This window comes from Methylobacterium brachiatum, assembly GCF_020523825.1.
GTDB classification, from domain to species: Bacteria; Pseudomonadota; Alphaproteobacteria; order Rhizobiales; family Beijerinckiaceae; genus Methylobacterium; species Methylobacterium brachiatum.
Map to the genome: position 1 here is coordinate 144,516 of NZ_JAJALK010000010.1, position 21,085 is coordinate 165,600.

Annotated in this window: 25 protein-coding genes and 2 tRNA genes; 20 read left to right on the plus strand and 7 right to left on the minus strand. The window is 66.0% G+C overall.

Going from position 1 to position 21,085, the window contains the following annotated elements; translation table 11 throughout:
* Window positions 1-66 precede the first annotated feature (66 nt).
* Window positions 67-1,524, minus strand: coding sequence for a cobyric acid synthase (locus tag LGR69_RS21090; RefSeq protein ID WP_230367249.1), 1,458 nt, complete (start codon window positions 1,522-1,524; stop codon window positions 67-69).
* 62 nt (window positions 1,525-1,586) lie between these two features.
* On the opposite strand from LGR69_RS21090, the gene LGR69_RS21095 reads away from it, so the two are divergent.
* Window positions 1,587-1,961, plus strand: a complete 375-nt coding sequence (locus LGR69_RS21095) for a RusA family crossover junction endodeoxyribonuclease (protein ID WP_230367250.1) — start codon at window positions 1,587-1,589, stop codon at window positions 1,959-1,961.
* A gap of 35 nt (window positions 1,962-1,996) precedes the next feature.
* Window positions 1,997-2,647 (plus strand): hypothetical protein, encoded by a 651-nt coding sequence (locus LGR69_RS21100; RefSeq protein ID WP_230367251.1) that lies wholly within the window; start codon window positions 1,997-1,999, stop codon window positions 2,645-2,647.
* Between the two features lie 6 nt (window positions 2,648-2,653).
* Here LGR69_RS21100 and cobO read toward each other — a convergent pair whose 3' ends face one another.
* Window positions 2,654-3,256 carry a cob(I)yrinic acid a,c-diamide adenosyltransferase gene (gene cobO / locus LGR69_RS21105; protein ID WP_122160017.1) on the minus strand — a complete coding sequence of 201 codons (603 nt, stop codon included), beginning with the start codon at window positions 3,254-3,256 and terminating at the stop codon, window positions 2,654-2,656.
* On the minus strand, window positions 3,253-3,798 hold the full coding sequence (gene cobU / locus LGR69_RS21110) for a bifunctional adenosylcobinamide kinase/adenosylcobinamide-phosphate guanylyltransferase (protein WP_230367252.1): 546 nt from the start codon (window positions 3,796-3,798) through the stop codon (window positions 3,253-3,255). Before cobU ends, cobO begins: the two co-directional genes overlap by 4 nt.
* 127 nt (window positions 3,799-3,925) lie before the next feature.
* Here cobU and LGR69_RS21115 point away from each other — a divergent pair.
* Window positions 3,926-4,001: transfer RNA gene (locus LGR69_RS21115), tRNA-Glu, on the plus strand.
* A 415-nt stretch (window positions 4,002-4,416) separates the two neighbouring features.
* Here the strand turns inward: LGR69_RS21115 and LGR69_RS21120 are convergent.
* The gene (locus LGR69_RS21120) at window positions 4,417-5,487 is read right to left on the minus strand and encodes an IS630 family transposase (RefSeq protein ID WP_007562734.1); all 1,071 of its coding nucleotides are present in this window, start codon (window positions 5,485-5,487) and stop codon (window positions 4,417-4,419) included.
* Window positions 5,488-5,529: 42 nt separating this feature from the next.
* Here LGR69_RS21120 and LGR69_RS21125 point away from each other — a divergent pair, with 42 nt between their 5' ends.
* From LGR69_RS21125 to LGR69_RS21155, 7 genes are all read left to right on the plus strand, one after another.
* Window positions 5,530-6,024: a hypothetical protein gene (locus LGR69_RS21125; protein ID WP_081496967.1), complete on the plus strand. Its 495-nt coding sequence runs from the start codon at window positions 5,530-5,532 to the stop codon at window positions 6,022-6,024.
* A 69-nt stretch (window positions 6,025-6,093) separates the two neighbouring features.
* Window positions 6,094-6,169: transfer RNA gene (locus LGR69_RS21130), tRNA-Ile, on the plus strand.
* Window positions 6,170-6,326: 157 nt separating this feature from the next.
* Entirely contained in the window at window positions 6,327-6,509 is a 183-nt protein-coding gene (locus tag LGR69_RS21135; protein ID WP_007562733.1) for a hypothetical protein, read from the plus strand.
* The gene (locus tag LGR69_RS21140; protein WP_007562731.1) at window positions 6,510-6,794 is read left to right on the plus strand and encodes a hypothetical protein; all 285 of its coding nucleotides are present in this window, start codon (window positions 6,510-6,512) and stop codon (window positions 6,792-6,794) included. It begins immediately after the preceding gene.
* A gap of 69 nt (window positions 6,795-6,863) precedes the next feature.
* On the plus strand, window positions 6,864-9,107 hold the full coding sequence (locus LGR69_RS21145) for a KAP family P-loop NTPase fold protein (protein ID WP_007562729.1): 2,244 nt from the start codon (window positions 6,864-6,866) through the stop codon (window positions 9,105-9,107).
* A gap of 47 nt (window positions 9,108-9,154) precedes the next feature.
* A complete protein-coding gene (locus LGR69_RS21150) occupies window positions 9,155-9,784 on the plus strand; it encodes a hypothetical protein (RefSeq protein ID WP_128754990.1) in 630 nt (209 codons plus the stop codon).
* Between the two features lie 67 nt (window positions 9,785-9,851).
* Window positions 9,852-10,568 carry a thermonuclease family protein gene (locus LGR69_RS21155; protein ID WP_007562724.1) on the plus strand — a complete coding sequence of 239 codons (717 nt, stop codon included), beginning with the start codon at window positions 9,852-9,854 and terminating at the stop codon, window positions 10,566-10,568.
* Between the two features lie 565 nt (window positions 10,569-11,133).
* Here LGR69_RS21155 and LGR69_RS21160 read toward each other — a convergent pair.
* Window positions 11,134-11,703: a hypothetical protein gene (locus LGR69_RS21160; protein WP_128754989.1), complete on the minus strand. Its 570-nt coding sequence runs from the start codon at window positions 11,701-11,703 to the stop codon at window positions 11,134-11,136.
* Window positions 11,704-11,924: 221 nt separating this feature from the next.
* Here LGR69_RS21160 and LGR69_RS21165 point away from each other — a divergent pair, with 221 nt between their 5' ends.
* On the plus strand, window positions 11,925-12,962 hold the full coding sequence (locus LGR69_RS21165; protein ID WP_039902827.1) for a YeeE/YedE family protein: 1,038 nt from the start codon (window positions 11,925-11,927) through the stop codon (window positions 12,960-12,962).
* 4 nt (window positions 12,963-12,966) lie between these two features.
* On the opposite strand, the gene LGR69_RS21170 is transcribed toward LGR69_RS21165, so the two are convergent.
* Together LGR69_RS21170 and LGR69_RS21175 are read right to left on the minus strand one after the other, a co-directional pair.
* Window positions 12,967-13,965: an MBL fold metallo-hydrolase gene (locus LGR69_RS21170; protein WP_007562716.1), complete on the minus strand. Its 999-nt coding sequence runs from the start codon at window positions 13,963-13,965 to the stop codon at window positions 12,967-12,969.
* Between the two features lie 2 nt (window positions 13,966-13,967).
* Window positions 13,968-14,294: an ArsR/SmtB family transcription factor gene (locus tag LGR69_RS21175; RefSeq protein ID WP_007562714.1), complete on the minus strand. Its 327-nt coding sequence runs from the start codon at window positions 14,292-14,294 to the stop codon at window positions 13,968-13,970.
* 295 nt (window positions 14,295-14,589) lie between these two features.
* Here LGR69_RS21175 and soxC point away from each other — a divergent pair, with 295 nt between their 5' ends.
* Genes soxC through LGR69_RS21220 form a run of 9 tightly spaced genes read left to right on the plus strand, consistent with a single transcriptional unit; the run spans window position 14,590 to window position 21,085 of the window.
* Window positions 14,590-15,807 carry a sulfite dehydrogenase gene (soxC, locus tag LGR69_RS21180; RefSeq protein ID WP_039902826.1) on the plus strand — a complete coding sequence of 406 codons (1,218 nt, stop codon included), beginning with the start codon at window positions 14,590-14,592 and terminating at the stop codon, window positions 15,805-15,807.
* Window positions 15,791-16,459: a c-type cytochrome gene (locus tag LGR69_RS21185; protein WP_039902808.1), complete on the plus strand. Its 669-nt coding sequence runs from the start codon at window positions 15,791-15,793 to the stop codon at window positions 16,457-16,459. The genes soxC and LGR69_RS21185 overlap by 17 nt, the downstream gene beginning before the upstream one ends.
* Before the next feature lie 20 nt (window positions 16,460-16,479).
* Window positions 16,480-16,827 (plus strand): sulfur oxidation c-type cytochrome SoxX, encoded by a 348-nt coding sequence (gene soxX / locus LGR69_RS21190; protein ID WP_007562708.1) that lies wholly within the window; start codon window positions 16,480-16,482, stop codon window positions 16,825-16,827.
* A 13-nt stretch (window positions 16,828-16,840) separates the two neighbouring features.
* Window positions 16,841-17,329 (plus strand): thiosulfate oxidation carrier protein SoxY, encoded by a 489-nt coding sequence (gene soxY, locus LGR69_RS21195; RefSeq protein WP_007562706.1) that lies wholly within the window; start codon window positions 16,841-16,843, stop codon window positions 17,327-17,329.
* A 28-nt stretch (window positions 17,330-17,357) separates the two neighbouring features.
* Window positions 17,358-17,669: a thiosulfate oxidation carrier complex protein SoxZ gene (gene soxZ / locus LGR69_RS21200; RefSeq protein WP_007562704.1), complete on the plus strand. Its 312-nt coding sequence runs from the start codon at window positions 17,358-17,360 to the stop codon at window positions 17,667-17,669.
* A complete protein-coding gene (gene soxA, locus LGR69_RS21205; RefSeq protein WP_007562702.1) occupies window positions 17,666-18,526 on the plus strand; it encodes a sulfur oxidation c-type cytochrome SoxA in 861 nt (286 codons plus the stop codon). Before soxZ ends, soxA begins: the two co-directional genes overlap by 4 nt.
* Before the next feature lie 8 nt (window positions 18,527-18,534).
* Complete coding sequence (locus LGR69_RS21210; protein WP_007562701.1) at window positions 18,535-18,843, plus strand: hypothetical protein; 309 nt, start codon at window positions 18,535-18,537, stop codon at window positions 18,841-18,843.
* A complete protein-coding gene (gene soxB, locus LGR69_RS21215) occupies window positions 18,840-20,621 on the plus strand; it encodes a thiosulfohydrolase SoxB (protein WP_007562699.1) in 1,782 nt (593 codons plus the stop codon). Before LGR69_RS21210 ends, soxB begins: the two co-directional genes overlap by 4 nt.
* Window positions 20,618-21,085, plus strand: a complete 468-nt coding sequence (locus LGR69_RS21220; RefSeq protein WP_007562697.1) for a DsrE family protein — start codon at window positions 20,618-20,620, stop codon at window positions 21,083-21,085. The genes soxB and LGR69_RS21220 overlap by 4 nt, the downstream gene beginning before the upstream one ends.

Consider the following 21,085-nt stretch of genomic DNA (forward strand, 5'->3'; position numbering starts at 1 on the left):
GGACCCGTGCGGCCCCTCGTGGCGAGGGCCGGCATTACACAGAGTAATCCCTGGCCCGGCCCTCGCCTACCGGGCAAGCGCCAGGAGTCGGTCGCAGTCGACATGGGCCGCGATGTGTCGCGCCAGGCCGTCGAGCGCCGCCTCGACCCCGGCCTCGTAGCCCGCCCCCGCCGAGACCGTGCCGAGGCGGGTGAGCCAGGCGGCGCGCTGGGCATCGTGTGCGAACAGCCCGTGGACGTAGGTCCCGGCCACCAGCCCGTCCGCCGAGACCGCCCCGTCGACGCGCCCGTCGGCGAGGCGCAGCAGCGGCCGGGCCGCGTCGGGGCCGTGCGTGGCGCCGATATGCATCTCGTAGCCCGTAAACGGCACCGCATCGGGCAGGCTCGTGCCGGTGGCCGCGGCCAGCCGCTTGTCCGGTGTCATCACGGTCTCAACGTCGAGGAGCCCGAGCCCCGGCACCGTGCGGGGCGCCCCCTCGATCCCGTGCGGATCGGCGAGGCTGCGCCCCAGCATCTGGAAGCCGCCGCACAGGCCGAGCACCCGCCCGCCCCGGCGGACATGGGCGCGCAGGTCGATGTCCCAGCCCTCGGCCCGGAAGGCGTCGAGATCGTCGATCGTGGTCTTGGAGCCCGGCAGCAGCACCAGGGCGGCCTCGGCGGGGATCGGCGTTCCGGGGCGCACCAGCACCACCGACACCCCGGGCTCGGCCCGGAGCGGGTCGAGGTCGTCGAAATTGGCGATGCGCGGCAGCACCGGCACCGCGACCGTGACGGTCCCGGCCGGGCGCGGCCCGGAGCCCGCGAGCCCGAGCACGTCCTCGGCCGGCAGGCGTGCGGCCTCGGGGAAGTGCGGCACCAGGCCGAGCGGCGCCCAGCCGGTCCGCTCGGCGATCAGCCGCATCCCGTCGGCGAACAGGCTCGGGTCGCCCCGGAAGCGGTTGACGATGAAGCCGGCGATCATCGCGGCGTCCTCCGGGTCGATCACCGCCTTCGTGCCGACGAGGCTGGCGATCACGCCGCCCCGGTCGATGTCGCCGACCAGCACCACCGGCGTGTCGGTGGCCCGGGCAAAGCCCATATTGGCGATGTCGCCGGCCCGGAGGTTCACCTCCGAGGCCGAGCCCGCGCCCTCGACCAGGACCAGGTCGGCCTCGTCCGTCAGTCGCGAAAAGCTGTCCAGGACGGCGTGCATCAGCCGCGGCTTCCAGGCCTGGTAGTCGCGCGCCTTCACGGTGGCGACCATGCGCCCCTGCACCACCACCTGGGAGCCGACCTCGCTCTGGGGCTTGAGCAGGACCGGGTTCATGTGCACCGAGGGCGGCACCCGGGCGGCCCGGGCCTGGAGCGCCTGGGCGCGGCCGATCTCGCCGCCATCCGGCGTGACGGCGGCGTTGTTCGACATGTTCTGCGGCTTGAACGGCCGCACCCGCAGACCCCTCTCGGTGAAGGCGCGCGCCAGCCCCGCCACGAGCAGCGACTTGCCGACATCGGAGCCGGTGCCCTGGATCATCAGGGCCCGCTTCATCGCGAGCCTTGCCGGTCAATCGGCATCGTCACATCCTGGGCGCCAGACGAATCGAGCCCGCCGTGGACCTGACCTTTCCGATCGAGTTCAATGTCACGGGCACGCCCGTCTCGCTACAGGCCAAACGCGCCCGATCCAAGGAGGCTTGGAAGGAGAAGGTCAGGGCGGCGAGCCGCGAGGTCCTTCCGGACGGTCATTTCGCGACCGAGCGGCCGGTCGCCGTGACGCTCTACTACTTCACGGCCGTTCCCCGCACGGGGGACATCGACAACATCCTCAAGCCGACGCTGGATGCGCTGATCCGGCACGTCTACCTCAATGACGGGCAGGTCGAGCGCATCGTCGCCCAGAAATTCAAGCCCGACGACGTGTTCCCGTTCACCGCGCCGAGCCCCGTCCTGGCCGAGGCGCTACAGAGCGTGCGGCCCGTCGTCTAGATCAGGTTATCCGACGATCCCTTCGAGGACCTGACATGAGCGCGACGGAACGCGAACAGCGAGTGCTCGATCTCATCACGCCGCGCCTGAAGGCGGAAGGCTACGAGGTGTTCACGCACCCGTCGCGCGGCCTGTTGCCGGCTTTCATGCAGGATTACCAGCCGGATGCTATCGCGCTCGGCCGTCCGAAGAACATCGCCATCCAGATCGCCCGCGACGCGGCCACCGAACGCCCGAAGGCTGCGGCGCTGACCGAGCGTTTCGCGGCGAGTCCGGACTGGGAATTGCGCATCGTGTACGCACCGGAGGGGAGCGACGACCGCCCGGTGCCCGGCGTGTCCCGCGATGCGATTCCCACCGCCATCGCGCGGGTCGAGTCCCTGCTGGCTGCGGACCAGCCCGAAGCGGCCCTGCTGCTGGGCTGGTCGGTCCTCGAAGCCGTCGGCCGCCTGCTCCTGCCCGGAGACGTGTCGCGCCCGCAACCGGCCGGCCAGCTTCTGGAGCGGATGGCAATGCAGGGGATCGTGACGCCGGACGAGGCCGACCGACTGCGACAGCTTGCAGCCCTGCGCAACCAGGTCGCCCATGGCGCCCTGCGGGTCGCGGTGCCGGGTGAGGCCGTCGCAGATCTGATCGCGATCTTGCGCGAGGTGCTCGCGGAGAGCGAGGTCGCCGCGGAGCCATAGACGGCTTCAGAACTCGATCCCCTCCTGGGCCTTCACGCCGGCCGAGAAATGGTGCTTCACGCTGCCCATCTCGGTGACGAGGTCGGCGGCCTCGATCAGGGCCGGCTTGGCGTTGCGGCCGGTGACGACCACGTGCAGGTCCGGCCGGCGGCGCGTGAGGGCGGCGACCACCGCGTCGAGGTCGAGATAATCGTAGCGCAGGGCGATGTTGAGCTCGTCGAGGACGAGCAGGCGGATCGTGGGATCGGCCATGAGGCCCTCGGCCACGGCCCAGGCGTGGCGGCAGGCGGCGATGTCCCGGGCCTTGTCCTGGGTCTCCCAGGTGAACCCCTCCCCCAGCGTGTGCCAGGCGACCCGGTCGCCGAACACCGCGACCGCGTGGCGCTCGCCGGTATCCCAGCCGCCCTTGATGAACTGCACCATGCCGACCCGCCAGCCGCGGCCGAGCGCCCGCAGCATCAGCCCGAGCGCCGCGGTGCTCTTGCCCTTTCCGGGTCCGGTATGGACCATCAGCAGGCCCTTCTCGAGGGTCTTGGCCGCCACCTCGGCGTCCTGCACGGCCTTGCGCTTCTCCATCTTCTCCCGATGACGGGTCGCGTCGTCGCTCATGCGGAGGCTCCGGGCATGGGGGCTTGAATCGGGGCTTGAAGGGGGGCTTGCGGCTTCACGACCAGCGGCAGGCCAGCCACGGTGAGCACCACCCGGTCGGCCCGGGCGGCGAGCCGCTGGTGCAGGCGCCCGGCCTCGTCGCGGAAGCGGCGGGCGAGGGCGTTGTCCGGCACGATCCCGAGCCCGACCTCGTTGCCGACCAGCACCAAAGGCCCCGGTGCCTGCCCGCAGGCGGCAAGCAGTTGCGCGACGGCCGCCGCCACATCGGCCTCCGCCAGGATCAGGTTGGTGAGCCAGAGGGTGAGGCAATCGACCAGGACGGGCCCCTCCGCCGCCGCCACCGCCTCCGGCAGGGCGAGCGGCACGTCGCGGGTCTGCCAGGATCCGGTGCGCCGGGCCCGATGCTGGGCGATGCGCGCGACCATCTCGTCGTCGAAGGCCTGCGCGGTGGCGAGATAGAGCCACGGGCCGGGACAGGCCTCGATCAGCCCCTCCGCGTAGGCGCTCTTGCCGGAACGCGCCCCGCCGAGGACGAGGGTCATGCGGGGCGGGATCTGCACCATGCCCCTCCATCGCCCCAACCCGTCCCGCGGTCAAACGCGCGCTACCATGCGGATCGACGGTTGCCGGACGCGCCGCCGCCGACTATAGAACCCCGGCCTAGCCAAAGCGCCCTTCGTCTAGCGGTCCAGGACGTCGCCCTTTCACGGCGAAAACACGGGTTCGATTCCCGTAGGGCGCGCCAACAAAATCAAGCACTTAGCTGAATTTGCTGGCGCGGCTCACATTCCGGTCTCACATAGCTTGGGTTCGACGGCTGGTGTGGCTGTAGCTAGCGCGCGTCGACGAGAGAGACGTTGCTAGCGTGGCCGGCCAGGCAGTGGCGGGAACCTCGCGGTTTCACACGACCACGATGCCGCTGTCGTTGGTGGTTGGTCCCGGAGCCACGGCGGAGCCAATTGACCGAAAGATCGCATCAACGGAGTGTGGCAGCATGCCGCGCGACGTTGAGAGGCTCCGGGCAGGCGTCACGTTGAGCACCGCGAGGACCAGGGGAGTGCAATGATACGGTTTGCGACTGCGCCTCTGATCCCGAGCGCCAAGAAGGAAGAAGTTGAGTCACCGATGGCAAATGACGACACGCTCGCTAGTGCACTGACTCATTCGGATGGTGCAGCGTTGCCATTGACGGCATCGAGGATGGCGGCGGCCGGCTTGGTCCAGACGAAGGGCTTCGGCCTGTCGTTGTGCTCGGCAATGTAGCGGTTGATCGCAGCCTGAAGGTCGACGATCCCGCTGAAGCTGCCCCGCTTCAGCCTGCGCCGGGTCAGGGCCGAGAAGAAGCCCTCGACGGCGTTCATCCATGAGGCCGAGGTCGGGGTGAAGTGGAAGATCCAGCGCGGATGCCGGGCTAGCCAGGCCCGTACCTTCGGGTGCTTGTGGGTGGCATAGTTGTCCAGGATCACGTGGATCAATTTGCCGGCCGGCACCGCCGCCTCGATGGTGTTGAGGAAGCGCAGGAACTCGTCGTGGCGGTGACGCTGCATGCAGCGGCCGATCACGGTGCCCTCCAGCACGTCGAGCGCGGCAAACAGCGTCGTGGTGCCGTGACGGACGTAATCGTGGGTCTGGGTTTCGGGACGACCTGGCGTGACGGGTCGGCTTGGGCGGGTGCGCTCCAGGGCCTGGATCTGGCTCTTCTCGTCGAGCGAGAGCACGACGGCGTGGCGCGGCGGATCCATGTAGAGGCCGACGATGTCCTCGACCTTCTCGGCGAAGGCCGGATCGTTGGAGCGCTTGAAGCTGCGGACCCGATGCGGCTGGAGGCGGTGGGCATCCCAGATGCGCTGGACCGACCGCAAGGAGATCCCGATGGCTTGCGCCAGGGCGCGGCCGGTCCAGTGAGTGACCTCACCGGGCGGCTCGGAGCAGGTCAGGGCGAGCACCTCGGCGACGGTGTCGGTGGAGTGAGGCGGCTTGCCGGGCGGACGGGTTTTATCGCGCAAGAGGCCCTCGACGCCTTCTTCGGCGTAGCGCTGTTGCCAGCGCCAGACGGCTGGCCGGCTGACACCGGCCTGGTGGGCGACGTCGAGGACGGAGAGGCGTTCGGCCGAGAGCAGGACGATGCGGGCGCGCTGGATGTGCTTGAGAGGCCGGGCCCGATCGACGACGATGGCGGACAGGCGCGCCAGGTCGGCGGCGCTGGGGATCACGCAGACAGTCTGAGCCATGCCTCAGACTCGCATGCCTCACGCGCCTTGTGAATCCTCTGAATGCGTCAATGCACTAGGGCCTTGGCCAACGTTAGGCACCAGCGCGAGAGCCTTGAGGCTGAGTACGAGCGCGTGAGCGGCGAGCTGACGAAGCTCCGTCTCGCTGAGCGGTCACTTGCATCTATCGTGGAAGGCACACCGCTGGACGAGCCTGCCGACGATCTGTCAACTCGTCGTCGCGCGCCAGCGAGCGTGGACCGGCCTCGTGGTAGCCGTGGCCCCCGGGGACCGCGCGCCAACTCTGCCAAGGGGCGGTTAAAGGCGCTCCTTGAGGAAGCTGGTTCTGAGGGTCTGACGCACGCCGAGATCAGCGAGCGCCTGACAGACGTGGCGGCCACCACCCTGAACACGTACCTCAGCGTGATGGCTAACAGCGGCGAATTAGAGCGGCAGGGCGATAAGTACCGGGCCGGTGCTCCGGCGGCGAGCGCAGCGGAGGAAGGCGCTGTTGAAGACGATCATGAAGACCGCGAAAAGGCTGAGGCCGCCGAGTAGCCTCGCCAGTCTTGCGCTGCTCTGTTGACAGGTTGCGCCTGCAGGACAGCGAAGGCTATGCGGGCTCGGGGGCCTGTAGCTCAATGGTTAGAGCCGACCGCTCATAACGGTCTGGTTGCAGGTTCGAGTCCTGCCGGGCCCACCATATCGAAGCCGCCGGCGTCATCTTCATCGACGAGAACGGCGAGGGGCTGCGGGTGCGACCACGGAAAGCGGCATCCGATGCAACCTAGAGCGTCTTGCGTACTGACTTAGTGGAAATACGCCCTAGGTCACTCGCCCACAGGTTGCGAGGAGCGCCGATGTCCGAGAGCCCCAGCCACGTTCAAGGCTACCGCGAGACGAAGGCGGCAAAGGCTGCCGACAGGTACGATCAAGCGAACGAAGTCTGGGCGGAGGTCGAGGCGGAACGTCGAGCCGTCAACGAGCGGACAGCAAAGTTACGTGCGATGCGGCTGGCCCGCGAGAGTGAAGCGTCCTCGTAGATGAGGACGAGCCGCGTTCTGGCCGCTGCCCTCCTGCTGATCTCCTGCACTGCTGCGGCCGCCGCGTGTCAGTGCACCGGCTGCGGCTGCAAGGGCGGCCCAGGCTTCCGCGGGCCGAACGGCCGGTGCGTCAGCTACAAGCAGCTCGACAAGGTGTGTGGATCGCCGCCGACTTCGAAGTGCGTCTTCGAGCGCCACAAGCAAGAGTGCGAGCACGAAGGCGCGATGCCGGACGAGAAGGGCATGGAGCGCTACCGCCGTAGCATCGAAACCATCACACACTGACCGACGCCGACGCGATCTCTATCAACGAGAGCGGCCGAAGGGCAGTGCTTAGGAAAGCGCATTCGAAGCATGTCCCGACCTCAGTTCTCTGACGACAACCCCAAAGAGAACCCATGGACCGAAGACCGGCTGGGCTTCGCGCCTTTCGCCAAACGGCTGGCGGACTCGATCTTAGAGGTCGATGCCCCAAACGGCTATGTCATTGGCCTACAGGGCGCTTGGGGATCCGGAAAGTCGACCGCGCTCAATTTCGTTCAAGCCTTTATCGAAAAGCACAATGAAGAACTTGAGGAAGGCAAGAAACCGATCCACGTGATCGATTTTCGGCCATGGATTGTCTCCGGTCACCAGGACCTCATCGAGTCATTCTTCAAGATCATCACTGAGCAACTTGCGGATCAGAAGGACGCTTGGGCTAAGCGACGGAAGGCAGGGTTGCGTGCGCTGCGGAAGAACGTCGATCCGGTTGTCGATGCCGCAGCTGCCATAGGGAGCATCCTCGCTCCTGGGGTCGGAACTCTGGCCGGCATCGGGATCAAATTCGCCAGTGAGGCGGCCAAGAAAGGCGGTGCGAGTAAAATAGATGAATGGCTAGCAGAGCCTTCCCTTCAGTCTGCCTACGAAAAGCTGCGAAAGCGCATTGTCGATCAGGACGAAAAATTCCTAGTGATCATTGATGATCTTGATCGGCTCACAAAGGACGAAATTCGAACCATTATGCAAATGGTCAAGACGTTAGGGCGATTGCCTCACGTTGTATATTTGTTGGCCTATGATCGGAACATTGTTTGGCCGGCTCTTGATGATGGTCGGAAATCGGAGAAATTCGGCCCCGGATTCGCCGAGAAAATCATACAACAGGAAATCGAGCTACCTAAGCCTAGCCGAAATGCTTTACTGTCCTTGCTAGACACTGAAATAGGATTTCTAACCGGAAATATTTCACAGAGCGACAGATGGTATCGTATAGTGGTGGACGGTGTGCATAATTGGATAAGATATCCACGAGATGTTGCCAGACTTTCAAACGCTGTAAAATTTACTTGGCCGGCGATTGAAAATGAGATTGATCCGCAGGATGTGCTGGCGATGGAAGGAGTTCGCTTATTTGAGCCAGATCTATTCGATTGGATAAGGGGCAATCGAGAGTCAATATTCGGTACTGGCAACTGGGATATGGCAACGGACACGGGAAAGGCGAAAGCTGGAGACGCATTCATGTCTTTGTTTCCGATTTCCAGTCAAGAACGAAATGCGAGGCTTCTGTGCCTTTTGATCCCTTCGATGACAAAATTGTTTGAGAAAAAGCACATTTTTGCACTCAATTCAGAGACGCATGTTCGAGTTGTGAACCGGCGAGGTATTGGATCTGAGCAGGGATACGATGCCTATTTCGGTCTTCACATTCCTGATGATAGCATATCAGTCAAAATAATTGAGCGCGCGCTATCTCATCAGACTACTCGAGCAGAACAGCTAGCTATCATGCGGGGCATATTCTCTCGTGAGGCAAGTCCGAATCGACCTCCTATTGGTGAGTATTTCCAGGATTTGCGTTTTCGTTTACATGAAGCCTCACAAAACAGCGCTCCCATTAATCTGTTGGAGGCAATATTTGATTTCGGGGAGGTGATACTGAGCATTGATAAAGACGTTGGCGCGCTTATGCTTGGACCTCAGGCCAATGCATCCCTTTTGTTGTTAGAAATTTGCAAGCTCAACAGGAGTGAGGAATTTAAAGATCGACTAATCAAGTTATTCGAGTCTCGACCATCGCTCTGTTTTGCTGCTGGATTTTGGGTTTGGCGTGCCGCGGAGGCAGGTCTTATAAAAATTGATGGACATACTAGAGAAGATACTCTCGACGAAAATCTGGTTCGACAATTGCATGGCATATTATCAACGCATATCGAAGAGAGTATCGAGAGTGGAGAAATTTACAACGAACCGGTCTATTTCCATATTTCCGAAGTTTGGGCATTCAACGACAATGATAAGAAAGTTAGATCATGGATTTCGGCATCTTCATTGGCCGATGGTCGCTTTTTGGCGAAAATTTGCCGTGGCATTCTAGGGCATACTGTAGGATCGAATCCTCGCCGGTACTCAATGCACGAGGCGCCAAAGGAAAAATTTTATGATGTTTCTCAGCTTCATACTGCTGCAGAAAAGCATGTGGACGATCCTGATCTCACAGAAGATGAGCGGTCAAGGATCAAGACGCTTCGCACAGGCTTGGCGAGTTTGTTAGCTACACGAGCAGCCGCTGAAGCTTCGGCATCATCTCCGCAGGGCGATGGCGAAGAAGACTGACCACCGTCTACCGCGGCCCAGCACGACGTCGTTGAATAGGTTGCCGGTTGTCGAAGCTCAGCTATCCTGCCCCGATGCGCACAGTCCTCGCAGCCCTCGCTCTCATCGTCGCTACCGGTGGGGCACACGCACAGAGCGCGTCGGACATTGCCGCCTGCCGGGACGTGAAGGACTCGCTGCTCCGTCTGCGGTGCTTCGACGATGTCTCGAAGCCGGCGGCTCAGGCAGCGCCCAGCGCTCCCACCGCGGCGACCAAGCCGAAGACGCCGGACTTCGCCGCCTATGCAGCCGTTCCATACCGCGGACCCATCGGACTCCCGGATTTCCGAGGCCGTGACCGCCGGCATGCCTCATATCGAACCCGCATCTTGGCCGGCGCCAGGGCCGGTCCGAACTTCGCGGGCCACCTCGCCCTTGTGCCGATCGGCTGCGGTGCCGGATGCGTGTTCGTGCCCGTGGTCGAAGTGCAGACTGGAAGGGTGTTCGACTCACCTCTCGGGGGCGAGGATCAGCTGTCGCTCGACATGAAATACCAGGTCAACAGTCGGCTGATTGCCGCTCGCTATATCGCGGATGAGCGCTGCAAGTTCGAGGAGATCGTCTGGACCGGCAGTTCGTTTCAACGAGGTGCGGTCAGGGATCTCGGCGAGCGGGAGGCGTGCTGGGCAGCAGATTAGTCCGCTCGCGGACTCTCCGTGGCGCTGCGCCGCGCGACCTACGAGACTGGCTTACCCGCGGGCAAAGATGCGCTATCGCTCGCAGATGCGCCACGCCCTTGCTGCCCTCATGCTGCTCACCGGCCCGACCCTGGCCGCCGAGCCGATCGTGGGCCGTGCATCCGTCACCGACGGCGACACGGTCGTGATCCGTGGGACCCGCATCCGCCTGCACGGCATCGATGCTCCGGAGAGCGCGCAGCTCTGTCAGGACGCGGCCGGCAAATCCTACCGCTGCGGCCAGGTAGCGGCCTTTGCCCTAGCGGACCGAATAGGCGAGGCGAACATCTCATGCGAGCCGCGCGACACCGACCAGTACGGCCGCACTGTTGCCGTGTGCCGGAAGGGCGAGGAGGACCTGAACGCCTGGATGGTGAGCCAGGGCTATGCCACAGCCTACCAGCGCTACTCCCGCGACTACGTCGGGGTCGAGACCAGCGCGAGGGCACTGAAGCGCGGCCTATGGGCCGGCACGTTTGATCCGCCTTCGGACTGGAGGCGTGCCAAGCGCGCCAGCGGCGTTGATACCCGGCCGGAGATGGAGAGGCCTCCGGCAGCCACGCCGGCGCCCATACAGGCCGCCTGCGCGATCAAGGGCAACATCTCGCGCAAGGGCGACAAGATCTACCATCTGCCCGGTACCCGAGACTACGACCGGACCGTCATTGACGCAGGCTCCGGCGAGCGAATGTTCTGCAGCGAGGACGAAGCGAAGGCGGCGGGTTGGCGGGCGCCGCGCGGCTGACCGGGTCTCTTGTCGGGGCAATTGGAGCCGCTGATCGGCCCTGTGCCGATCCCTCGAGCCCTATCCCCTGCTTACGATCACCGCGAGCCTAGACAACCACAGCGCGAGAGCGACAATCTCTGGTGGCTTGGAGATCGTCATGCGAATCGCAGTTGCCGCAGCCGCCTTCCTGGCCTTCGCTAGCTGCGCCCAGGCAGAGGAGGTCGCCTACTTCGCGATCTACTATCAGGGGGCCGACCAGATCACCTTGAACGCACAGGCGACGCCGATCCCCGTGCCTGCAGTCGGGTCCGCGATCGAGGTGTCCGATCAAGGCCGAGGGTTGCGCGGGTATGTGCGCAGCGTCTCTCACGAGGTTCAGCGGACGAGCGGCCCGGTCCCGTTCCGCTTCTACATCCTGAAAGTTGAGATTGATCCGACAGTGCCCGCAAGGGCGACAGGTCCACGCGGGTTCCGACGGTAGGACGCAGTCAGCTTAGCGCCTTCACTCCTGATCACCTGCAGCTCAGGCCGCGCCGGCCGGCCCGGGATCTGGGCGGTAATGTTCAACGTCATGACCCCTCCCTCAGGTCCGGTCGCTCAGGTCTTCCTTCGCACCGGGCTCTGAGATGCCCATGTCGGCCGTCAGGCCGCCACGGCTACGCACCCGCACGGCCGTCGCCCGAACGCCACTCCGGCGAAGACCCGTGATATCGATCTGGCCGTGGAAGCTGGCGTTCTCGAACCGCTCCGCCGCCGCGTGCATGCGGTCCGCAGCGGCCTGCATGTCGGCCCTGCTGCCGCCCCCGCTCAGGCCACCCGGCGACAGGTCAGGGATCTCTAACCCGCTGCGGGTGATCGACCGGACCGACCCGTCCGGCATCTTCATCGTGGCGTTGCCGAGGTCGAGGCCTTCCTTGCCGTCGAGGCCCTTTATGAGGCGGGGCTCGCCGTCGGGCGACTTGGCTGCGACTGGGCCGTCCTTCGGCATCGGCACCGGTGTGATCGTACCAATGCCCTGGCGCTTACCGATCTCAGCAGCGAGACCGAAGCCGGTTGCAATCTTGTATGAGGCATATCTCGATGCCACGTAGCCTCCGCCGACAATCATAGAGGCGTTGCCCGAAGCGGCCACCTGACTGATCAGGACAACCACCTGAAAGCAGGCGTAGCAACCGCCGGGTATTCATGTGCGAGGGCGTTGACCGCATTTCGCGAACGCCCGCACCATCGGAGGACAGCCTTCTGATCCTATGGATTCGCGGCTGAGTGTTCCTCCCAAGCAGCCTCATAAGCTTCCCTTAAGCCGAGCCTTGAAGCTTCTTGAGCTCAATGAGCCCCGAGCCGATCGAGTTCGGCGAGGCGATGGGAGGAATGATGGAGCCGCATCTCATTCGTGCGGCCCTAGGTTTCGGCATCGGATTTGCGCTCGGTTTTGCAGCGCGGCGCGGCCGCTTCTGCACGCTCGGTGCTCTAGAAGATGCCGTCTATGGGCAGGATACACGGCGTCTGCGCGCCTGGGCGCTGGCCATTGCCGTGGCAATGGTCGGGGTCCATGGCCTTCAATTGAACGGGCTCGAACTCCACCGAACGCTGTACGCCTCATCCCAACTCGAACTCGGCCCCTTGGTCTTCGGCGGCCTCACCTTCGGGTTCGGCATGGCACTCGTCGGCAATTGCGCCTTCGGGAATCTCCTGCGGCTCGGCGGCGGGGATCTGAAAGCTTTGGTCGCTCTCCTCGTCGCGGCCGTCTCGGCGGTGATGGCGATGCGCGGGCTCACCGCCGTCGTGCGGGTGAAAGCGATCGATCCTTTCTACGTGGCGATACCCGGCGGGCGCTTGCAACTCCTTCCGGACCTGCTCGGCGTCGGGCCACCCGCATCGATGATCCTCGCAGTCGCCTGCGCCGCCCTCCTCACGGGCTACGCCCTCGCGGATGAAGCCTTCCGGAAGGACCGGAAGCTCGCGGCGGCGGCGGTCGTCATCGGTTTGTGTGTGACCGCGGGCTGGTGGGCGACAGGTTTCGCCGGGTTCGATGCGTTCGGGACCGAGCGGCCGCTGTCGCTGAGCTTCGCCCGGCCGGTCGGCGACACCGTGCTCTTCGCGATGCTGGCCTCCGGGATGCAGGTGGATTTCGGGATCACCTCAGTCCTGGGCGTGCTGATGGGGGCGTTCATCGAGGCGCGGCAGGCGCAGCGCTTCCGCTGGGAGGCCCCGGACGATGTGGGCGAGTTGCGGCGGCACATCGTGGGCGCGTTCCTGATGGGCACCGGCGGCATCACGGCGCTGGGCTGCACCATCGGCCAGGGCGTCACCGGGATCGCGACGCTGTCCATCGGGTCGGCCATCGCCCTGGCGTCGATCGCCCTCGGCGGCCGTGTCGGCCTCTACTACTTGGTGGAGCGGCAGGTATGACCGCCTAGGGTTCGGGCTTCTTGCCGTCGCCGAAATTCGCGCCTTCGAGCTCCAGGAAGATCCGGTAGGCGTTGCCACGGTTGTTGGCGGTGAAGGCCGGGAGCGTGTCGTAGGCCGACCAGTCGGCGGCCCGATATGCGACGTCGAAATCGGTCCAGGTGTCGACCGCCGCTTTCATGACCCGCCGGACATCGGCGATGTAGCCCGCCGTGAAGGCGATGGCCTTCGCCGCCTCGGTCGAAGGCTCGCCGTGACCGGGGATGATGAAGCGCGGCTTCAATCCCTCGACCTGCTTCAGGGCCGCCAGCCAGCGGCCGGTATCGACGTCGTCGCTGTTCATGTGCGGGATGCGGCCATTCTGGACGATGTCGCCGGCGAACAGGACTCCGTCCGGCTCGACCATCATCATCATGTCGCTCGCCGAATGGGCGGGCCCGGCATAGAGCAGCACGAAGCGCTTGCCGCCGAGCGTGAGGGTCACCCGTTCGGCGAAGGTGATGTCGGGCGGCACGATCCGCGTGTGCTCGTCGACCCAGGGGGAAAGCGCTCCCTGCCGCTGGCGCAGGCGGGCGTCGGCCCGTTCGTCGGCAGTCTCGTCGTTCTCGCGGTACTCCGCGGCCCGCTCCTGAGCGATCACGACGGCGCCGGTATGGTCCTTGAACGCCTGCAGCCCGTAGATGTGGTCGGCGTGGTAGTGGCTCACCACGACGTAGCGCACCGGCTTGTCCGTGACCTTCCGGATCTGCTCGAGGAGCGCCCAGCCGAGGCTCGGCGTTCCGAGGGCGTCGTACACCACCACTCCGTCAGCCGTGACCACGAAGCCGCCATTCGAGGTGTTGCCCTCGTTGGCTTGGCTCGGCACGCCGGTGTTTCCGAGGCTGTAATAGACCGGTTCGCCAGGCACCTGCGCGACGGTGAGCGGCCTGCTGATCGGCGCGTAATCAGAAGCGGACACCGACCCTGTGAGCAGGACAGCCAGGATCAATGCGGCCCGCCGGATCATCCCTACAGGTCCTTGCAGTAGAGCTGCTTCAGGAGCCCAATCACCGCGACGGCGTTCGGGTCCTTGACACTGTAGTAGAGCGTCTGGGCCTCCCGCCGGAATGTCAGCACCCCATCCTCCCGCATCCGCGCAAGATGCTGCGACAGGGCGGACTGGCTGAGCCGAAGCTCCTCGACCAATTGGCCGACAGACAGTTCCCCGTGCACGATCAGCAAGCAGGCAATCATCAGCCGGTGCTCGTTTCCGAGCAGGCGCAACAGGCGCACCGCCTCAGCGGCCTGCTCCGCGAAGGCATCCAGGGTCGTCTCGTCGATCGTCGTCGCCTGCATGGTCTCGCAAAACCGGCTTGGCCCAATCGCGTTGGGCAGGGGGAAGGTGTCGCCATGGTTGCCTGAACGCGGCGCCCTGGCCAGTCAGCAGACCGCCACAGCACCGCGATGATCCGTATATCAGGTTTTTCTAACTTTAGTATTGACTGATAGAAGACGGCTGGCTAGCCCTAGTGAAACGGCAGAAGCCGGTCAATTCGGGAGGAAGCCGGTGACGAACCGGGCTGACGGGCGCACGCCGCGGGGCGGAGCGTCGACGCGATCTCTTGCCCATTCCCCTGGTCGCCGGAGTTTCCTGCGCCTCGCGGCGGTCGGGGCCGGCGGGGCAGCGCTGCCCACTCTGGCCGGCGCCGGGGAGGCCGGGCCGCCGGCTGAATATCCCTGGTCGCAGAGCCTCGGGGCCGGCGTCGTGGACAAGCCCTATGGCCAGCCCGCCGCGCAGGAAGCGGGCGTGATCCGCCGCAATGTGCCCTGGCTGACGGCGGGCACCGAATCCTCGATCAGCTTCTCGCCGATCCAGGACCTGAAAGGCATCCTCACGCCCAACGGCCTGTTCTTCGAGCGCTACCATGCCGGCCGGGCCGACGTAGACGCGGAGCAGCACCGCCTGATGGTCCACGGCCTCGTGGAGCGTCCGCTGCTGCTCTCCATGAGCGACATCGTCCGCTACCCGTCCGTCTCGCGCATCCACTTCATCGAGTGCCCGGCCAATGGGGGCATGGAGTGGCGCGCGGCGCAGCTCAACTCCCTCCAATTCACCCACGGCATGATCTCCTGCGCCGAATGGACCGGCGTGCCGCTCGCGACGCTGCTCGCGGAGGTCGGCGTGAAGCCCGAGGGCAAGTGGGTGATGTTCGAGGGCGCGGACGGCGCCCACATGAACCGGTCTCTCCCGCTGTCCAAGTGCCTGGACGATTGCCTCATCGCCTACGGCCAGAACGGCGAGGCGCTGCGGCCCGAGCAAGGCTACCCGCTGCGCCTCGTGGTGCCGGGCTGGGAGGGGAATGTCAGCGTCAAGTGGCTTCGCCGTATCAAGATCGGCGACCAGCCGTGGTACACCCGCGAGGAGACCTCCAAGTACACCGACCTGATGCCCGACGGAAAATCCCGGGGCTTTACTTGGAGCATCGACGCCAAGTCGGTCATCACTTTTCCCTGCCCCGAGAAACCGCTCGGCAAGCCGGGTCTCTACGAGGTGCGCGGCCTCGCCTGGACCGGCAACGGCAAGGTCAAGCGGGTCGACGTGTCGTTCGACGGCGGTGTCAACTGGCAGGCCGCCACCCTGCATGAGCCGGTCCTGTCGAAGGCCCTGACCCGGTTCTCCCTGCCCTGGCAGTGGGACGGCAAGCCAGCCCTGCTGGAATCCCGGGTCATCGACGAGACCGGCTACGTGCAGCCGACCATCGCGGATCTGCGCAAGATCCGCGGCGTCAATTCCGTCTACCACAACAACTCGATCCAGACCTGGCAGGTGAAGCCGGATGGCAGCGTGTTCGATGTCCAGACCGCTTGAAGCCCTTCTCGCCGTCGGCGCGCTCCTCGCGCTCGCAGGCCCCGCCCTGGCCGGGGACAAGCCTCTCTACGGCTACGGCACGCGCCCGACCCAGGCGCAGATCGACGCCTGGAACATCGACGTGCGCGGGCAGGACGGCCTCGGCCTTCCGGCCGGCAAGGGCAGCGTCGATCAGGGCAGCGAGGTCTTCGCCGAGAAATGCGCCGCCTGTCACGGCACCTTCGGCGAGGGTGTCGACCGTTGGCCGAAGCTCGCGGGTGGCGAAGGCACCCTGAAGGCGGACCGCCCGGAGCCGACGGTGGGCAGCTACTGGCCCTTCGCGGCGACCCTCTACGACTACATCGGCCGGGCGATGCCGTTCCCGAACCCGCGCAGCCTTGCGCCGGACGAGGTCTACGCGCTCACCGCCTACATCCTGAACCTCAACAACCTCGTTCCCGGCGACTTCGTGGCCGACAAGGACAGTCTGCCCAAGGTCGGGATGCCCAACCACGACAACTTCACCTGGGAGGATCCGCGGCCCGACACCCGCGCCGAGCCGTGCATGAGCAACTGCCGCGATCCGAAGGCGGTCACCATCACCTCGACCGCCGAGGGCAAGACCCTGACCCCGCGCACCACGGGGCCCCTCGACGACATGCAGCCGAAATGACGTCCCCGAAGGAGGCCCCCATGCGCCGGCATCCCGTCACGGCACTCCTGGCCGCCGCCCTGATCCTCGCCCCGGCGGGAGCCGCCCTGGCGCAGGGCGATGCGGCCGAGGGGAAGGCCATCGCGTTCGACCGCGGCCGGGGCAACTGCCTGTCCTGCCACGCAATTCCCGGCGGCGACCTGCCGGGCAATATCGGCCCATCGCTGGCGGGCCTGAAGGAGCGCTACCCGAACCGCGAGGACGTCGTCGCGATCATCCGCGACGAGACCTTGCGCAACCCGGCGACGGTGATGCCGCCGTTCGGGCGGAACCTGCTCCTCTCCGACCGGGAGATCCGGTCCGTCGTCGAGTACCTCTATTCGTACTGAAAGGGAGGCCGTCATGGCTGCCTATGACAGCAAGATGTTCGACCGTCGCTTCGTCCTCCGGGCGGCGGGTCTCGGGAGCGTTCTGGCGGCGACCGGCTTCGGTTTCCCGCTCCGGGCTTCGGCCAGTACCGCGGCCGCCTATCCCGCCGATGCCTTCAAGCAGAAGGGCGAGGCGGACGCCGTGAAGACGCTGTTCGGGCAGGCCGCCACGGCCTCCGACAAGGTGAAGCTCGACGCGCCCGAGATCGCCGAGAACGGCGCCGTCGTGCCGGTGTCGGTCAGCACCGACCTGCCGGACGTGACCGCGATCGCGATCCTCGTCGCCGAGAACCCGAGCGCGCTGGCCGCCCTGTACAAGTTCGCGCCCGGCACGCCGCCCACCGTGGCGAGCCGCCTGAAGATGGCCAAGACCACGCCGGTCATCGCCGTCGTGGAGGCCGGGGGCAAGCTCTACAGCGCGACCAGGGAAGTGAAGGTCACGGTCGGTGGCTGCGGCGGCTGACGACGATCACACGACGGGAGGAACACAGATGCCATCGACCATCCGCGTGCGCGCGACCGCCAGCGGCGACCAGACCGATGTCCAGTCGCTCATCCAGCATCCCATGGATTCCGGCTATGTGAAGGATGCCAAGGGGGAGCTGATCCCTCCGCACTACATCGAGACCGTCACCTTCGAGCATGACGGCAAGGTGGTGCTCACCGCCTTCTGGGGGCCGGCAGTCTCCAAGGACCCGTACCTGAAGTTCAAGTTCTCCGGGGCCAAGAAGGGCGACGAGCTCAAGGTTACTTGGACCGATAATCTGGGCAAGACGGATTCGTCCGTCGCCAAGATCGGATGAGTGCCCGCCACGCCCCGGCGGCCGGGCTCGCCCTGGTCCTCGGCCTCGCCGTCTGCGGCATCGCCGGGGCGCGTGCCGCCGACGCCGTCGATCCGAAGGCCGATATGAAGGCGTTCCAGGCCTATTTCTACGAGAAATTCCCGAACGTGAAGCACGAGGACTTCGTGAACGGGCCGTATTCGATGGACGAAGGCATGCGCAAGCAATGGGAAGAGAAAGAAGAGTTTCCTCCCTATGACTTCGCCGTCGAAAAGGGCAAGGAACTGTTCGAGACGCCGTTCAAGAACGGCAAGACCTTTGCCGACTGTTTTGAGAATGGCGGGATCGGCGTGCGCCAGACCTATCCGCGCTTCGACGCCAAGCTCGGCGAGGTCGTCACGCTCGAATACGCGGTCAACCGCTGTCTTACCGAGAACGGTGAGACGCCCTATTCATACGTGAAGGACGACATGGCCGCCGTGACCGCCTACATGGCGTTCACCTCGCGCGGAAAACCCTTCGCGATCACGGTGCCGGACGATCCGCGGGCGCTCGCGGCCTACGAGGCCGGCAAGCAGTACTTCTACACCCGCCGGGGGCAGCTCAACTTCTCCTGCGCGAGCTGCCACGTCCAGAATCCCGGCCGCCGCATCCGCGCCGAGGTTCTGGCGCCAGCGCTCGGCATTACCGCGGCCCTGCCGATCTACCGCTCCGAATGGGGCGGGATGGGCACGGCGACCCGCCGCTACATGTCCTGCAACAGCCAGGTCCGCGGCACCCCGCTGGCGCCCGACGACCCGCTCTATCGCGACGTCGACTATTTCCTCTCCTTCATGAGCAACGGGCTGCCGATCTCCGGCCCCGGTGCGCGTCCGTGAGGTCCGGCATGATCTCGGCATTCGCGCGCGTGGTCCTCGTGTTCCTTCTGCTCCCGGGCTCGGCCGCCCTGGCGGCGAACGCGCAGGAAGCGAACGACGCCTATGCAGCGGCCAAGGCGCTGTCCGACAAGGCCGCCGCCAACAAGAACCAGTGGCCCGCCACGGCGACGGCACTCGCCGCCGCGAAGGCCGCGAGCGAGGCGGGTCGCACCGACGAGGCCCTCGCCAAGGCGAAGGAAGCCGAGGCGCTGGCCCGCGCCTCCATCGACCAGACCGAGCGGGAGAAGACCGCCTGGAAGGATGCGGTGATCCGATGACGCGCGACCTCGACGCATCGAGCCCCGGCCTGCGCCGGCGGCAACTCCTCCAGGCCGGCGGCGCCGCCCTGGCACTGCCGTTCCTGTGGCGCCGCGCCCTGGCGCAGGACACGGGCGCCGGCCTCTACGAGCTGCAGCCGTTCGGCAATGCCCGCCTCCTGCACATGACCGACACCCATGCCCAGCTGCGGCCGGTCCTGTTCAGGGAGCCGAGCGTCAATATCGGCATCGGTGCGATGCGTGGCCGCCCGCCCCACCTTGTCGGCGAGGCGTTCCTGAAGCGGTTCGGCATCGCCCCCGGCAGCCGCGAGGGCTACGCCTTCACCTATCTCGACTTCGAGGCGGGCGCGAAGCGCTACGGCCGGCTCGGCGGATTCGCGCATCTGCGGAGCCTCGTCGGCCGGCTGCGCGCCGAGGCGCCCGGCGGCCATGCCATGCTCGTGGACGGCGGCGACCTCTGGCAGGGCAGCGGCCTCTCGAATGCCCGCAAGGGCGCCGACATGGTCGAGGCAGCCAATCTCCTGGGCATCGAGGCCATGACCGGCCACTGGGAGTTCACCTACGGGCAGGATGGGCTTCGGGCCAATCTCGACCGGTTCAAGGGCGAGTTCCTGGCGCAGAATGTGTTCCTCACGGAGGAGGCGGCCTTCAACGAGGCGCCGGCCTTCGATTCCGCGTCCGGCCGGGTGTTCAAGCCGGCGACCGTGAAGGCGTTCGGCGACCGCCGCGTGGCGATCATCGGTCAGGCCTTCCCCTACGTGCCGATCGCCCACCCGAAGCGCTTCACGCCGGACTGGACCTTCGGCATCCGCGACCACGAACTCCAGGCCCTGGTGGACGACCTCCGGGGGAAGGAGAAGGTCGACGCCGTGGTGCTGCTCTCCCACAACGGCATGGATGTCGATCTGAAGCTCGCGAGCCGCGTCTCCGGTATCGACCTCATCCTCGGGGGCCACACCCACGACGCGGTGCCCGAGCCGGTCGCGGTGGAGAACTCCGGCGGCAAGACGCTGGTCTCGAATGCCGGCTCGAACGGCAAGTTCCTGGCGGTGGTCGATCTCGACCTCGCCCCGGGCTCTCTGCGGGGCATCCGCTACCGCCTGCTCCCGGTCTTCGCCGACCTCCTGAAGCCCGATGCCGAGATGGAGGCGTTGATCGCCTCCCTCGAAGCCCCGCACGCGGCCGCGTTCGGACGGCGCGTCGCAACCGCGGAAGGCCTGCTCTACCGCCGGGGCAATTTCACCGGCACGATGGACCATCTGCTCTGCGACGCCCTGCGCGGGCAGCTCGACGCGGAGATCTCCCTGTCGCCGGGCTTTCGCTGGGGCACCACGACGCTCGCCGGCGGCGAGATCACGGCTGCCGACGTGCTGGCCCAGACCGCGACGACCTATTCGGAGGTCTACGTCCAGCCGATGACCGGCGCCCAGATCCGCTCGATCCTGGAGGATGTCTGCGACAACCTCTTCAATCCGGATCCGTATTATCAGCAGGGCGGTGACATGGTCCGCGTCGGCGGCCTGAGCTATCGCTGCGAGCCCGGGGCCGAGAGCGGCAAGCGACTCTCGAACCTCACCCTCACGGGCGGCGCCCCCCTCGATCCGGCCAGAACCTACAAGGTGGCGGGCTGGGCCTCGGTGAACACGCAGGAGGGCAAGCCGGTCTGGGAGGTTCTGGAGGCCCATCTCGGGCGCTCGGGCAGGGCCACCCTGTCTGCCGACAAGCCGGTCGAGGTCGGTGGCGTCGCGGGCAATCCCGGCTATGGCGGAGCGGCGTGAGCCGGTTCGGCCTCCCGCGCAGGCTGCTGCTCGGCGCAGCTCTGGCTCCGGTCGCCGCACAAGCGGCCGGAACCGTCGGCGGCGGCCCGGCGCCGGAGGTATCGGCCTTCGCCGAGCATCGCCTCGCCCTGCAGCTCTCCGAGCGCGAGCCGCACCGGCAGGACCTCGTGCTCAGCGTCGCCAACAACGTGCTCAAGGCCTATGGACCGGACAAGGTCGCCATCGAGGTGGTCGCCTTCGGCCCCGGCATCGACCTCCTGCGGGCGGAGAGTCCCCGGAGGAGCGCGGTCGACAGTCTCGTGTCGCAGGGCGTGCGCTTCGACCTGTGCCTGAACACCGTCGAGACCATCGCCCGCGAGACCGGGCAACGGCCGGCGCTCAACCCGCACGCCATCCCGGTCGAGGCTGGGGTGGTGCAACTCATGACGCTCGCCGAGGCCGGGTACATCCTGGTCCGGCCCTGA

Excerpts from the sequence above, each read along its gene's own strand:
- LGR69_RS21210 (WP_007562701.1), top strand. The coding sequence starts at position 18,535 with ATGATCTCGGCATTCGCGCGCGTGGTCCTCGTGTTCCTTCTGCTCCCG.
- LGR69_RS21125 (WP_081496967.1), top strand. The coding sequence starts at position 5,530 with ATGCGTCAATGCACTAGGGCCTTGGCCAACGTTAGGCACCAGCGCGAG.
- LGR69_RS21175 (WP_007562714.1), bottom strand. The coding sequence starts at position 14,294 with ATGCAGGCGACGACGATCGACGAGACGACCCTGGATGCCTTCGCGGAG.
- soxB (WP_007562699.1), top strand. The coding sequence starts at position 18,840 with ATGACGCGCGACCTCGACGCATCGAGCCCCGGCCTGCGCCGGCGGCAA.
- cobO (WP_122160017.1), bottom strand. The coding sequence starts at position 3,256 with ATGAGCGACGACGCGACCCGTCATCGGGAGAAGATGGAGAAGCGCAAG.
- LGR69_RS21100 (WP_230367251.1), top strand. The coding sequence starts at position 1,997 with ATGAGCGCGACGGAACGCGAACAGCGAGTGCTCGATCTCATCACGCCG.
- LGR69_RS21120 (WP_007562734.1), bottom strand. The coding sequence starts at position 5,487 with ATGGCTCAGACTGTCTGCGTGATCCCCAGCGCCGCCGACCTGGCGCGC.
- LGR69_RS21140 (WP_007562731.1), top strand. The coding sequence starts at position 6,510 with ATGAGGACGAGCCGCGTTCTGGCCGCTGCCCTCCTGCTGATCTCCTGC.
- LGR69_RS21155 (WP_007562724.1), top strand. The coding sequence starts at position 9,852 with ATGCGCTATCGCTCGCAGATGCGCCACGCCCTTGCTGCCCTCATGCTG.
- LGR69_RS21165 (WP_039902827.1), top strand. The coding sequence starts at position 11,925 with ATGGAGCCGCATCTCATTCGTGCGGCCCTAGGTTTCGGCATCGGATTT.
- LGR69_RS21170 (WP_007562716.1), bottom strand. The coding sequence starts at position 13,965 with ATGATCCGGCGGGCCGCATTGATCCTGGCTGTCCTGCTCACAGGGTCG.
- LGR69_RS21135 (WP_007562733.1), top strand. The coding sequence starts at position 6,327 with ATGTCCGAGAGCCCCAGCCACGTTCAAGGCTACCGCGAGACGAAGGCG.
- soxY (WP_007562706.1), top strand. The coding sequence starts at position 16,841 with ATGGCTGCCTATGACAGCAAGATGTTCGACCGTCGCTTCGTCCTCCGG.
- soxZ (WP_007562704.1), top strand. The coding sequence starts at position 17,358 with ATGCCATCGACCATCCGCGTGCGCGCGACCGCCAGCGGCGACCAGACC.
- soxX (WP_007562708.1), top strand. The coding sequence starts at position 16,480 with ATGCGCCGGCATCCCGTCACGGCACTCCTGGCCGCCGCCCTGATCCTC.
- LGR69_RS21090 (WP_230367249.1), bottom strand. The coding sequence starts at position 1,524 with ATGAAGCGGGCCCTGATGATCCAGGGCACCGGCTCCGATGTCGGCAAG.
- LGR69_RS21185 (WP_039902808.1), top strand. The coding sequence starts at position 15,791 with ATGTCCAGACCGCTTGAAGCCCTTCTCGCCGTCGGCGCGCTCCTCGCG.
- soxA (WP_007562702.1), top strand. The coding sequence starts at position 17,666 with ATGAGTGCCCGCCACGCCCCGGCGGCCGGGCTCGCCCTGGTCCTCGGC.
- LGR69_RS21145 (WP_007562729.1), top strand. The coding sequence starts at position 6,864 with ATGTCCCGACCTCAGTTCTCTGACGACAACCCCAAAGAGAACCCATGG.
- cobU (WP_230367252.1), bottom strand. The coding sequence starts at position 3,798 with ATGACCCTCGTCCTCGGCGGGGCGCGTTCCGGCAAGAGCGCCTACGCG.